Consider the following 13,840-nt stretch of genomic DNA (forward strand, 5'->3'; position numbering starts at 1 on the left):
AGCATTTGCGGGGCTGCAACCATGGATCCGGCGGCACGTGATGACGGGCATGCACGGCCTGGCATTTAAGGCGTAGGCACCTGGTCCTGCAGCTTGGAACCGTCACTTAGATGCAAAGGCACAGGCGATCCTCCACGCCGCGGACGATATTTTTGGGAGAGAGGCTGATGACGAGGAAAACCTCCGCGGCAGGGCGCAGCTGTATCCATAATGTCATCATCCACGGATAGTCGCTGCGTCGATGTCCTTCTCGCGAGAACGTGCCGCCTGGCTGGGGCGCAATGTCTATCCTTACGAAGCTGCGCTGCGGCAGTGGCTGAGGCCGCGGGCGGCATCGGCCGGGCTGGAAGTCGATAATATCGTGCAGGAAACCTACGCGATCCTGGCATCGATCAATCAGGTCGATCACATCCGCAACCCGCGAACCTACATGTTCGAGGTGGCCAAGTCGGTCGTGCTGCAATCGCTGAGACGCGCCAAGGTCGTCACGATCGATATCGAGGCGAACGCGCAGGTGCTGGATATCCCGGAGGACGCGCCCTCGCCCGAACGTGTCGTCGCGGATCGGCAGGAACTCTTGCGCGTATCGGCAGCCATCGCCGCGCTGCCTGACCGGTGCCGAGAGGTCTTCACCCTGCGCAAGGTCGAAGGTCTGAGCCAGCGTGAGACGGCACAGGCTCTCGGGATCGCCGAAAGCACGATCGAAAAGCACATGGTCAAGGCGCTCGCGCTGCTCACAAATGCAATCGGGCGTGGCGGAAATTCGCGCGATGCGTCATCTAGGCTGCGTGAGCAGCGAGACGACAGCAACACCAGCGACCCTTCCGGACGGCGTGAACGCGCGTGATGAGCGCGCCGCGCACTGGGCGCTGCGTGCCGACTCCGAATCGCTGACGGCTGAAGAAGAAGCCGAACTGGAAGCCTGGACGAGCGCCGACCCGCGCCATGCCGGGGCCTTCGCCCACGCCATGGCGAGCAATGCGTACCTCGATCGGGCCGTTGCGCTGGGCGTCCATCGCGATATTCCCGAAACGGTCGCTGAGGCTAACGAAGAACCCGTCGCGCAGATCGAACCGACGCCGAAACGCGGCATCAGCCGCCGGCTCTGGCTGGGCGGCGCAGCCAGTGCAATCGCGGCTTCCCTGGTAGCAGCGGTGGGTTGGGATCGGCTGATAGGTTCCGAGACCATCATGGCCGACAAGGGTGACGTGCGCCGCGCCGCGCTGCGCGACGGTTCGGCCGTCACGCTCAACACCGGCACCGAAGTGGCGGTCGACATGAAGCGGCTGGAACGCCGGGTCAGCCTGCTGACGGGCGAAGCGAACTTCGATGTTGCCAGCGATCCGGCACGTCCGTTCATCGTCGATGCCGGCGCGGTGCGCATCCGCGTGGTGGGCACCAGCTTCATCGTCCATCTCTCCGACCTTGGCGAAGTCTCCGTTACCGTGCGCGAGGGGCGAGTGGAGGTGCACCACGGGCACACTTCGGCACTGGTGCTGTCGGCCGGAGACCGGGTGCTGGTCCCGTCGCAGGGCGCGGTGGCCATCGAAAAGCTCAGTGCCGGTGAGCTTGACCGGCTGGGCCTGTGGCAGCGCGGGGAAATGGACCTGACGGGCCTGACGCTCGCCGATGCGGCGCGCCAGTATGCCCGGTATTCGGATAGGCAGATCGTGATTGCCGATCCCGATGTTGCCCGGCTCAAGATAGCCGGTGTCTTTTCCACCAGCGATCCCGCCGGCTTCGCGCAGGCAGCAGGCCTTGCTCACGATCTGCGCGTGCGCATCTCGGACGATACGATCACACTTTCGCGAAAATAATTTCGGACCAGGTGGAGGATCGCTGGGTGGCTCGCATCTAGTCCTGTGAACGCGGCAGAAACGCCGCTGTGGGGAATTTTGCAGATGCCTTCGAGATTTCTTTCCGGCTGCGGGCTGGCCGTCGTCGCTTGCGCCATCGCCACGCCTGCCATCGCGCAGGAGCGCCAGTTCGACATCCCCGCCCAGCCCCTGCCTGGCGCGATCGCCTCGCTCGGCCGACAGGCGCAATTGCAGATCGTCGCCCCCGACTACGGGCTGGAACAGATCCGCAGCCGGCCGCTCAAGGGACGCATGGATGCGCGAGCGGCGCTACGTCTGCTGATCGGTGGCACCGGCCTGGAAGTGGCTGCCGATGACGGCGCGCGCATCGTCCTGCGCCGCGTCAGGGTCAGCGAAGCACGCCTCGCCGTGCCCAGCGATGGCGCGGCAGCGAACGACATCGTGGTGACGGGCTTTCGCGCCAGCCTGAGCAAAGCTAGCGACATCAAGCGCAACTCCGACGCCATCGTCGATGCGGTCGCTGCCGAGGACATCGGGCAGCTCCCTGACAACAGCGCGACCGAAGCACTGGCGCGTCTTCCCGGCGTGCAGGTCTTCCGCAACCGCGGCGAAGGGCAGGCGATCACCATTCGCGGCATTTCCAGCGTTGTGACCATGATCAACGGACAGGAAGCCTACACCGGCTCTTCGCGCCGAACGCTGCTCAACAGCTATCCCGCCGGCCTCATCCGCTCGATCGAGGTGTACAAGGCGCTGACCCCGGACCTGATCGAAGGTGGTATCGGCGGCGCGGTGGACGTGCAGCTGCGCCAGCCGCTCGATTTTAGGAAGGGCCTCAGCGTTGCCGGCACCGTGCGCGGTACTTACGACGACCAGGCCGACAAACTGATGTACAACGGCGACGTGCTGATCGCCGGCAACTGGGATACCAGCGCCGGCGAGATCGGCGTCATGGTCAATGCAAGCTACACGCGCAGGGACTACTACGAATCCTATCGCGAAAACCTTGCCCCTCAGACCAGCACGGCAGGCTACAGCTTTCCCAGCGGCATTCTCGCCAAGAACCCGAAGGGCCGTTACGAACGCCCCGTACTGACCGGAGAGATCCAGTGGCGTCCGGCGTACAATCTCGGTCTATACGTGCGCGCGACTAACGTCACGGATGACAACACCTATACCGACACCGATTTCCAGACGAACATCGCGGCCAGTACCGTTCTTCGCAATGTCCAGCTCGTGGACGGCACGAACATCGTCAAGACCGCCAGCTTCACCGCCACCGCCAGTTCCGGGTCGCGATCGAACTACACGCGCCAGTTGCTGGACACAACGCAGGTCGAATTCGGCGCGGACTTCACTTCAGGGATCGCCAAGCTGACGACAAGCGCGGTCTACACGACGTCGCGCGTCGAAACCGACCAGCAGCTGTTCCTGCTCGGCTTCAACAAGGCGCCGACCATCGATGCCGTGTTTCAGAGCGACAGCAAATGGGGCGGCCTTTCCTATTCTTACCCGGGCGTCGATCTGGCCGACATCAACCAGTTCCACGTCCGCGCCTATTCAGACACGCGCGAACGGCAGAAGGGCAAGGGCCTGCAATGGCGCACCGATCTGGAGCTGGATACCGGGACCGGGTTCTTTCGCTCGTTCAAGACCGGCTTTCGCTATGCGCGACGCACGGCCGCATATCGCTCGGGAACGGGGCTCGTCGACCTGAATTCCTTGAACCTGCCGATGTCCGCCTTTCCCGGCGGCGCAACCCCGGCGGTTCTCTCCCGCAGGCCGGGCGGCGATGACGCTGCGATCCCGACCGGCTGGGTGGGTTACGACGCAACCTATCTGAACAGCGAAGCCAATGTGATAGGCCTCAACAATTACATCCGCACGCTCAAGGGAATGAGCGGATACTTCACCGATGAAGGACGGCCCGCCTTCGATCCAATCAATGCCTTCGACGGCAAGGAAAACAGCTTCGCAGCGTATGGCCAGTTCAAGTACGGCTTCGAACTGGGCGGCGTCCCGATCGACGGCGTGGCCGGGGTGCGAGTGGTAAACACCTGGCTTTCGATAGACGGCACCCAGAGCATTCGCGAGAACACACCGACCACGGGCGGCACGATCACCCGCTTCGCACCGATCCATGGCCACCAGAACTATGTGGACGTCGATCCGGCGATAAGCGCCGTTGCACACTTCACACCACAGCTGCAGCTTCGCGCGGCGTGGACGAAAACCTTCAGCCGCCCCGATTTCAGCAACCTCAATCCCACCGTCGCACTGGTGCAGGTCCAGACCGCCTCGGGCGATTACACAGGTGTCGCGACGGCGGGCAATCCCGACCTGAAGCCAGTACGCTCGAACAACTGGGACCTCTCGCTCGAATATTACATCGGAAACGCCGGATCGCTGTCACTCGCCGGATTCTACCGCGACGTAAACGGCTACATCGTGCGTACGAAAGTGACCGACGACGGCATCCCCGGCGCCCTGGGCACGGTGGACGTGACCAAGTACGTCAATGCGGGCGATGGCTATATCAAGGGCATCGAAGTTGCGGGAAGCACCTTCTTCGACTTTGCCCCGGGCATCCTGCGTCACTTTGGCGCCTCGGCCAATTACACCTACATCGAATCCGAACAGAATCTGCCCGCAACCGCAGTCACCGCCGCATTCAAGGGTCAGACGACCGGCATCTCCAAGCACAGCTACAATGCCAGCCTGTTCTATGACGACGGGAAGTTCCGCGCCAAGGTCGCCTGGTCGTGGCGCAGCGATTTCACGCTGTCCTACAACCTGACGGATCCGACCAAGAACCTGAACTGGTATCCGATCTCGCGTCTGGCGGCATCGGCGACCTACAGCATCAATCGCAACCTTTCGCTTACGCTGGATGGCACCAACCTGCTCAATCGTCCGCAGCGCGCCTATTGGGGAACGAAAGCCTTCACCGATCGCGTCTACTTCGAAGGGCGCAGCTATTCCGCAGCCCTGCGCTTCAAGTTCTGAAGGAGCACCGCCATGAAGATATGTGCCGCGCTTGCAGCGTTCACCGGGCTTCTTCTCGCCACCTCCGCCATCTCCGCCCAGAGCGCACCGGCTGACGGATGGGTCGGCGCCTGGGGCTATGCGACATCGCCCGCCACCAAAAGCGTTGCGGACACCCTGCCGGCCGGCACCTATCGCTATCGCATCCGCTCCAGCCAATCGGGCAATGCGCTTCGGTTCCTGCTGACCAACCCCGATGGCGCGCAGTCGCTACAGATCGTATCAATGAACGTGGCCCGGGCCGCCGCGAAGGACGGCTTCGCGATCGATCCGGCCCAGTCCCGGCAGATCGGCTTTGCGGACGGCCCCTTGCTGACCCTGCCGGGCGGCGGCACGATGCAGACGCAGCCCGTGCAACTGAACGTGCGCGCAGGCGAGGATCTGGTGGTAAGCATCGTCACCTCCGCACCCAGCACGACCGTAGCGGGCAACGCCGGTTTCCCTGTCGCCTTCGCTGCCGGCACGGTAGATGCGACAGGCGCGGCGCTCGCCACCGTAAAGCTGCGCCCGCTCGTCAGCCAGCTTGCCGTCCACAACGATGCTGCGAAATGCACCATCGTGACCTTCGGGGACTCCATCACCGAAGGCGCACGCGGCACCCGTGCCGACTGGCGCGGATGGCCAGGCGTACTGGCACGCCGGTTGATCGAGGCGGGATCCGGTCCGCACTGCGGCGTCGTCAATATGGGGATCAGCGGCAATCGCCTGCTGCGCGACGGGCGCGGCACGGCGGGCGTCGACCGGCTGGAGCGCGATGTGGCGTCGGTTCCGGGCGTGACTCACCTGATCGTACTCGAAGGCGTCAATGACATCTGGCGCAGCACCCTGCCGGGAGAAACGCCGATCGCAGTCGCAGACCTGATCGCAGGATATCGCAAGATCATCGCGTTCGGCCATGCCCGCGGCGTCCGAGTCATCGGCGGAACCATCACGCCCGGTTCGGGATGGAAGGCCTATAACGCGGGCATGGAGCAGATCCGACAGGATACGAACCTCTGGATCCGCACGGCTGGAGAATTCGACGCCGTAATCGATTTCGACGCTGCACTACGCGATACCTCCACTCCGCCGGCGGTGAAGCCTGCATTCGATTCCGGTGATCATCTTCACCCCGGAAACGGCGGGTACGAAGCCATGGGTCGTGCCGTGCCCCTGTCCCTGTTCCGGGGCAGCCGTTGACCCCTCTTCCCTCGAGACCGTTCGGCCGTGACCTCGCGCTCGGGCTCCGGCTAGGAGGCCGGTCATGATGAAGCATATCGGCATCGGCATCGGCATCGCCGGCATCGGCCTCTCCTGCCTTCCCGCGGCGCTGCTCGCCGATGAGGAGATCGCTCCGGTCGATCTGGTGGATCCGTTCGTCGGAACCTCGGGCGATCACGGTCAGCTGACCCCGGCCGCCACCGGCCCCTTCGGCATGGTACAGCTGTCGCCGGACACTGTCCCGGCCCAGCATGCAGGCTACGATTATCGCGCGGACCGCCTGCAGGGCTTCTCGCATACCCGGGCCGTGGGCGTAGGGTGCGGCGGCGGTGGCGGAGACCTGCTGGTGTCGGTGAGCTACGCCGGGGAGACCGGGCCATGGCCGATGGACAAGGCGTCCGAAAAGGCAGGGCCAGGCTGGTATTCCGTGCGGTACGGTGGCGGGATCCAGGCCGACCTTGCCGCGATCGGCCCCGGAGGCCTTTCGCGCTTCACGATGCCTCGCAACGGAAGTGTGCATATCGTCCTCGACCCCCGCCACGGCTACACCAAACGGCACAGCGGCGAGTGGACCAGCACAAGCGCGAAAGACCTGCGCGGCAGCATGTCTGCGGGAACAGTCTGCGACGAAGGCATCTATCACCTTTCCTTCGCCAGCACGCTCAGCCTGAACGGCAAGGTGCTGAAGGCGAAGGGCACTGCTATCGACGGTGACCGGATGGCGTTCGATGTCCCGGTCTCGGCCGGGGATCGGATCGAGGTGCGCACCGGCCTTTCAGTCGTGAACCCGCGTTCGGCGCGGCGTGTGCTGACGCGGACCCTTGGCGAGCGTTCGCTTGAGACGATCCGGCAGGACGCACGCGCCGCCTGGTCGCGCGAACTGGAGCGTGTTCGCGTTCCCGGGTCCGACGAGCGGGCCAGGCTGTTCTACACCCACCTTTTCCGCGTGTTCCAGACCCCTGCCCGCATCGATGACACGGATGGCCAGTACCGCCGCTCGGACGGATCGCAGCACCGGGTGACGGGCGGACACCATCGCTATTCGGGTTGGGCGATCTGGGACAACTATCGCACCCAGCTACCGCTCCTCGGATTGCTCGACCCCGAGCGCTCGGCCGACGTAGCCGCCTCTCTCGCGGAACTGTACATCGCCGGCAAGGCACAGTGGGCCACGAAGACCGAGCCGTTCATCACCGTGCGCACCGAGCACGCGGGCGTCGCCCTGCTTGACTTTCGGCGCAAGGGCATTGGCGGCTTCGATGCCGCCGCCATCCTTCCGCTTATGGTGAAGGAACTGGATATGCTGCCGCAAAAGGCGCCGGACCAGCAGATCGAGACGGCCTACGATATATGGGCCGCAGCCGAACTGGCAGGGGATCTTGGCGATGCCGAGCTGGCAGGCCGGTTGCACAAGCGCGCGCTGCAGTATCGATCGATGTGGCACAGCGTCTTTGAAAATGTTGCGCCGGACTTCGATGTCGTGAAGGCCCGGGGGCTCTACCAGGGCACCTTGTGGCAATATCGCTGGGCACCGGTCTTCGACCTGCCGTGGCTGATCGATGAGGAACTGGGGCAGGAACGCTTCAACCGGGAGCTAGGCACGTTCTTCGACCAAGACCTCTTCAACATGACAAACCAGCCGGACATCCAGGCGCCCTTCCTGTTCGCCATGGCGGGCCAACCCGATCGGACAGCGACGCTTGTCGGTGAAATCCTCGATCGCCCCATCGATCACTGGTACACCAACGCCGGCAAGAGGCAGGCACCCTGGCACGGCCGCAGCTTTGCGCTTGCCCCGGAAGGCTATGCCGATGGCATGGACGACGATGCCGGGGGAATGGCCGCCTGGTACGTCTGGGCATCGCTCGGCCTCTATCCACTCACCCCCGGCAAGTCGGGATACGTGGTCCTCCCACCCGCGTTTGACCACGTTGCCATCCAGCCAAACGGCGGGCGCAGCATCCGCATAGCGAAGCCTTTTGAAACCGGCGGCGGCCTTCACGCGCAATGGAATGGGAAAACCCTGACCGCATCATGGCTGGAGCATCAGCGACTAATTTCCGGTGGCGAACTCCAAGTATCCCCAGGCAATAGACACACCCATCCGGCGTGTCTCTGACACTCGCGCCATATCGCCTTCAGCCGCCGCGGATCACGACCCTTTGTCGCCGTTCAGCAGCCAGTTTTGCGTTCCTAGCTGCGGACGGTCAGGTCCCATTCTGCACCCCCAAGACTGGCCGGTAGCGGAATTTCCGCATTTCGACAGAAAGTGCTGTCAGCTGCCTGTCGGCTTTCAGGCCAAGCTGTTGCCTGCTCAGATGACTGAAATAGGATGAATAGTGAAAGAAAAAATGCCATGTCTTTCGAATGGCTTACACTAAGAAATCTTTCGACCTAGGGGGCGAAGTGGTGCAATGGGCGCAAAGTCGCTTTCGTGTGCGGGTCCCCGCTCTCATCGCCGCAACTTATGCGTTGATTGCTGCTGTTCACCTCATGAAGCTGCCGGAATGTCGAAGGATTTCGGGCGCTTGCGTACGAAATTCTAACATGGAGGAACCCGCGGGCCGCATAGGCTGGTCTATGGGGATTTGTGCTTTGGGGTAGTCTGGCTGGGGCCACCGCGCACGGTGCGACGCGGGCTAGCGCCGACGGTGCCCGGATGTTTCGGAAGGGTGGAGAGGGGCTTCCAGAGCGTTCGTTGGGTGCCGAGCCAGGCGTTCATAAGATGAGACGCGTGCGGGGTGGTTGCCCGGCGTGCGGATCTGCCGGACTTGGAGAGGAGCGAGCCATGCCGGGTCATGGCGCAGGCATCCGGGCGAACGTGGTCGGTGGCGGCGGTGCACGTGGCTGGCGCCAACGGGCGAAGGCCTCGATGATGAGCATGTGCCCGCCGCAGCACGGGCACGGTGGGCGATAGTCTTCAGCCTCCTCGGGCTGCGGCTCGCTCGGGGCGGCATCATCGAGGAGGTGGCGGGCCAAGGCAAGCGAGGCCTTGCGCGCGGAGCCGGCGAGCAGGCCGTAATGGCGGATGCGATGGAAGCCCCGGGGCAGGACGTGGGTCAGGAACCGGCGGATAAACTCGTGGGTCTCGAGCGTCATGACGCGCTGACGGTCGGCGCCGTCACGGCGGTAATCCTTGATGCGGAAGGTCACCCCATTCTCGTCGAAGGCGATGAGGCGGCGGTTCGAGATGGCGACGCGGTGGGTATAGCGCGCGAGATAGGCGAGCACCGCTTCGGGACCGGCGAAGGGCGGCTTGGCGTAGACGACCCAAGGCTTCTTGCGGACAGGGGCGAGGTGGCGCTGGAAGGCATGGGGATCGGCGAGACCCGCCAGCGACCCGAAGAAGCCGAGCCGCCCGGCGCGATGGAACTCGGCAAGGCGGGCGAGGAACAGGCGGCGGAACAGTTTGCCCAGAACACGCACGGGCAGAAGGAATGCGGGCCGGGAAGCGATCCAGCGTTTGCGATCGTGCGCGATGCCGCCGCCCGGCACGATCATGTGGACGTGCGGGTGGTGGGTCATCGCCGACCCCCACGTATGCAGGACGGCGGTGATGCCGATGCGGGCGCCGAGATGTTTGGGATCGGCAGCAATGGTCAGCATCGTCTCCGACGCCGTCTTGAACAGCAGGTCGTAGACCAGGGCTTTGTTCTGCAGCGCGATGGTGGCGACCTCGGCGGGCAGGGTGAAGACCACGTGAAAGTAGCCTACTGGCAAGAGATCGGCTTCGCGCTCGGCCAACCAGGTGCGCGCGGCCGCGCCCTGACACTTGGGGCAATGCCGGTTGCGGCACGAGTTGTAGGCGAGACGCCAATGCCCACAGTCCTGGCACGCTTCGATGTGGCCGCCGAGGGCTGCGGTGCGGCAGTTCTCGATCGCCGTCATGACCTTGAGTTGAGCGAGGCTCAGGTGTCCGGCATGGGCCGCCCTGTAGCCGGGCCCGGCGCTGCGGAAGATATCGGCGACCTCGAATGAGGTGCGCACGGTCTCAGCCAGGAGGGGCCTTGCCCTCCATCAGAGCGACGATCCGGTCTAGCGGGCTGGCGACGGCCTGGATCGTGCGGGTCGAGACCTTGGTATAGACCGCGGTCGTGTCGATCTTGGCGTGTCCGAGCAGGACCTGGATGACGCGGATATCGACGTCCTGTTCGAGCAGGTGGGTGGCGAAACTGTGGCGCAGCGTGTGCGGACTGATGCGCTTGCGGATGCCCGCGACCTCAGCAGCTTCCTGGACGGCGCGGTGGAGTTGCCGCGATGAAATGGGATCGGTGTAGCTGCGCCCGGGGAACAGCCAGCCATGGGGAAACATCACGCCGCGTCGTTTGCCCTCGCGCCACCACAGACGGAGCAGTTGAAGCAGATGCGGCGACAGCATGGCGTTGCGATCGCGCGCGCCCTTGCCCTGTTCAACCCGGATCAGCATGCGCTCGCTGTCGATATCGTCGACCTTGAGATGGGCGACCTCAGAAACGCGCAGGCCTGCACCATAAGCAACGCCAAGCGCGGCTTTGTACTTGATGCCGGGTGCTGCCTCGAGCAACCGGGTAGCCTCCTCGACGCTGAGGACTTCGCGCATCTTGTCCGGACGGCGTGTCGCGATCAGTCCGCGCGCCAGGTCACGGCGCCGGAGCGTGACGGTATAGAGGAAGCGTAGCGCCGACACCGCGCCATTTATGGTGCCCGCGCTGGCTCCGCTCTCGTGCTGGTGGATCTGGAAATTGCGCAGATCCTCTGCGGTTGCCGTATCGGGTGGTCGTCCCAGGTAGGCGGCGAAGCGGCGAACGTGCCGAATGTACTGGTCTTGTGTGCGCGGCAGCAGGCCTCGCATCATCATGTCGTGCTGCATGCGCTGGCGCAGCGGGCTGATCGAGGCAGGAGTAGAGATCGTAGCCATCGTGAGTTCCTCTCGTTCAAGGGAACTTCACTCTGGGACGGCAACCTCACCCCGACCAAAACCTCACGATATACCCTTACCTCTCACCACGCACCCCTCCCGCGAAAGCGGGTTCGTCCATGGCTCGTTCTCATCGGCCTCCTCCCTTATCTTATTGCATCCTTTGCCACCTTCTATGAATTACGTGCAAATGACCGTTCGGGGCGGTGGATAATTCTCATGATCGCCCATTTCGGTCTTGGGCCAAAGGTCCTTGGTGTTCCGATTGTGGGAGTGCTTATCAATTTCGTGCCAGCAATCCTCGCTTCAAAACGGAGTAAGGTTCCGAAAACAGACCTTGTACGAACCCGCTGGCGCGGGATTGGCGGCCGGGTCTGATGTCGTGCTGACCTCGCCGTCGACGCGTCTGGCTTGAGCCGGTTCGAGCGGGGGCAGACCCTATCGACTCCTTCAACCAAGGAGTCGAACGATGAACACCACCACCGTTATGATGCCCGTCCGGACGTTGCGCGAGCGCATGGCCGAAGACATGGACCTGCGCCACCTGTCACGCGCCACGCAGCGCAACTATCTGCGGGATGTGGCGCGGTTCGCCACCTGGCTGGGCCGTCCTCCTGATACCGCGACGGGTGAAGATCTGCGCCAGTTCCAGCTCGACCAGCGCGAGGCGGGGCTCGGCGGACCTACGCTGAACAGCATCGTGTCCGCGCTGCGCTTCTTCTACACGCATACGATCGACCGCCCGGACCTGACCCGCAAGCTCTACCGGGTGAAGCATCCCCGGTCCTTGCCCACGGTGCTCAGCCGCGAGGAAGTGACGCGGATGCTGGGCGCGACGACCAGCCTCAAGCATCAGGCCATCCTGTCCGTCGCCTATGGCGCGGGCCTGCGCGCTTCGGAAGTGTCCAAACTCAGGGTCAGCGATGTCGATGGCGAGCGCATGCTGCTCCGAGTGGAATGCGGCAAGGGTGGCGGGCATCGCAACGCCATGCTCCCGAATGACCTGCTGCATCTTCTGCGCGCATGGTGGAAGGAGGGACGAGATCAGGGCGTCATGCACCGCGATGGCTGGCTGTTCCCGGGGCAGCATTATCTCAAGCCCATCTGCTATCGACAGATACATCGCATCGCGGCCGAGGCAGCACGCGCTGCCGGCATCACGAAGCGGGTCGGACCCCATACCTTGCGCCACAGCTTTGCCACGCATCTACTCGAAGATGGGATCGACATCCGCATCATCCAGGCGCTGCTCGGGCACGCGAAGTTGAACACCACGGCGCTCTACACCCAGGTGGCAACCCGCACCTTGAGGAACGTGGTCAGTCCGCTCGACAAGCTGGCTGTGCTCCCGGCTCCTCGATCGCAGGCATCGCCAGACGGTTGAGGCGTGCGCGCCGGCCATGAGGTCGCCGACATATTCCGCGCTGCCGGGCCGGCCTACCGCGCGGCCCACACCGGACATCTGAGCCTGACACAGCTCAAGGTCATGACGGCGATCGAGAACTGCCGCACCGCTGCCCTGGGCGGTCATGTCGAGGCCTGCGAGGACTGCGGGCATTGGCGGATTGCCTATAACAGTTGCCGCAACCGGCACTGCCCCAAGTGCCAGGGTGCGGCGGCGCGTACCTGGCTGGCGGAACGCGAGGCCGATCTGTTGCCGGTGGGGTACTTCCACGTCGTCTTCACGCTGCCAGCGCAGATCGCCGGGATCGCCTTCCACAACAAGGCGCTGCTCTACGACCTGCTGTTCCGCGCGGCGTCCGAGACCATGCTGACGATCGCGGCGGATCCCAGGCACCTCGGCGCGCGCATCGGCATCACTGCCGTGCTGCATACATGGGGTTCGTCGATGACGCACCACCCGCATGTGCACATGGTCGTGCCGGGCGGCGGCATCGGCCCGGGCGGGACGCGATGGATATCCTCGCGTCCCGCCTTCCTCCTGCCGGTCCGTGTCCTGGGCAAGCTGTTCCGCCGGCTATTCCTGACCCGGCTGATCCAGTTCCACGATAGCGGTAAGCTCGCCTTCTTCGGATCGCTCGCGCCACTGAGCGAACGCCGCGCGTTCCTGCGTCATATCGCTCCGGTCCGTAAGAAGCGCTGGGTGGTCTATGCCAAGCCGCCGTTCGCTGGCCCCGAAGCGGTGCTGGCCTACCTGTCGCGCTATACGCACCGGGTCGCCATATCGAACCGGCGGATCCTGGCCTTCGATGGCGCTGACGTGACCTTGCGCTACAAGGATTACCGCCGGGATGGGGCAGATCGCCAGCGCATCATGACGATCCCCGCCGACGAGTTCATCCGGCGGTTCCTTACCCATGTCCTGCCGCGCGGCTTCCACCGCATCCGGCATTACGGCCTGCTGGCGGGCTCTCGTCGCCAGGCCAGCCTCGGGCTTGCCCGCGACCTGCTCCAAGTCGCACCCGAACCTGAAGCGCCCGACACCGAAAAGCCGACGGACCTGCGCCCGCCATGCCCCTGCTGCGGCGGCCCCATGATAATCGTCGAAACCTTTGAGCGCTGGCGGCAACCGCGTGCCCCACCGGAAATGCTCTTGTCTACCCGGGAAACCGCGTCATGACCCGGCATGGCCCGACCGTCATCCCTCCCGCAACACTTCGCTCGCGGGACCGGACCTTCGTCGCGCCTATCGCCATCTTCATGGCGCAAGAACGCCTGCTGCGGGTCCGACGATGCTCCATCGGTATCGCCGACCATGACGGCGGCGGGCTTATGGCCAACCCATGTCTGCGTCCGCAACGAAGCACATCAAGCTCCAGACGGCGCCGAAACTGAAATCCCCATAGCGCATTTCTTGCCGATCCGCGGGTCGTACATGTCCGGGTTTGCGTACGCCTGCCGGCGCCCGAAACCCTTCGAC

9 protein-coding genes are annotated in these 13,840 nt (G+C 64.2%); 7 read left to right on the plus strand and 2 right to left on the minus strand.

The window, feature by feature from the left end; all coding sequences use genetic code 11:
• Nucleotides 1-241 precede the first annotated feature (241 nt).
• From L284_RS36945 to L284_RS36965, 5 genes are all read left to right on the plus strand, one after another.
• Nucleotides 242-847 (plus strand): RNA polymerase sigma factor, encoded by a 606-nt coding sequence (locus tag L284_RS36945; protein ID WP_021234382.1) that lies wholly within the window; start codon nt 242-244, stop codon nt 845-847.
• On the plus strand, nt 834-1,817 hold the full coding sequence (locus L284_RS36950; RefSeq protein ID WP_021234383.1) for a FecR family protein: 984 nt from the start codon (nt 834-836) through the stop codon (nt 1,815-1,817). Before L284_RS36945 ends, L284_RS36950 begins: the two co-directional genes overlap by 14 nt.
• Nucleotides 1,818-1,901: 84 nt before the next feature.
• Nucleotides 1,902-4,823 (plus strand): TonB-dependent receptor, encoded by a 2,922-nt coding sequence (locus tag L284_RS36955; protein WP_021234384.1) that lies wholly within the window; start codon nt 1,902-1,904, stop codon nt 4,821-4,823.
• A 12-nt stretch (nt 4,824-4,835) separates the two neighbouring features.
• Nucleotides 4,836-6,041, plus strand: a complete 1,206-nt coding sequence (locus L284_RS36960; protein ID WP_021234385.1) for an SGNH/GDSL hydrolase family protein — start codon at nt 4,836-4,838, stop codon at nt 6,039-6,041.
• 64 nt (nt 6,042-6,105) lie between these two features.
• Nucleotides 6,106-8,181, plus strand: coding sequence for a glycoside hydrolase domain-containing protein (locus L284_RS36965; RefSeq protein WP_021234386.1), 2,076 nt, complete (start codon nt 6,106-6,108; stop codon nt 8,179-8,181).
• Nucleotides 8,182-8,858: 677 nt separating this feature from the next.
• On the opposite strand, the gene L284_RS36970 is transcribed toward L284_RS36965, so the two are convergent.
• Complete coding sequence (locus L284_RS36970) at nt 8,859-10,049, minus strand: IS91 family transposase (RefSeq protein ID WP_021234387.1); 1,191 nt, start codon at nt 10,047-10,049, stop codon at nt 8,859-8,861.
• A gap of 4 nt (nt 10,050-10,053) precedes the next feature.
• Entirely contained in the window at nt 10,054-10,959 is a 906-nt protein-coding gene (locus L284_RS36975; RefSeq protein WP_021234388.1) for a tyrosine-type recombinase/integrase, read from the minus strand.
• A gap of 469 nt (nt 10,960-11,428) precedes the next feature.
• Here L284_RS36975 and L284_RS36980 point away from each other — a divergent pair, with 469 nt between their 5' ends.
• Both L284_RS36980 and L284_RS36985 read left to right on the plus strand, forming a co-directional pair.
• Nucleotides 11,429-12,343 (plus strand): tyrosine-type recombinase/integrase, encoded by a 915-nt coding sequence (locus L284_RS36980; RefSeq protein WP_021233618.1) that lies wholly within the window; start codon nt 11,429-11,431, stop codon nt 12,341-12,343.
• Between the two features lie 3 nt (nt 12,344-12,346).
• Entirely contained in the window at nt 12,347-13,540 is a 1,194-nt protein-coding gene (locus L284_RS36985) for an IS91 family transposase (RefSeq protein WP_021233619.1), read from the plus strand.
• Nucleotides 13,541-13,840: the final 300 nt, after the last annotated feature.

The sequence above is a fragment of the Novosphingobium lindaniclasticum LE124 genome (genome assembly GCF_000445125.1).
In the GTDB taxonomy this organism is placed as follows: domain Bacteria; phylum Pseudomonadota; class Alphaproteobacteria; order Sphingomonadales; family Sphingomonadaceae; genus Novosphingobium; species Novosphingobium lindaniclasticum.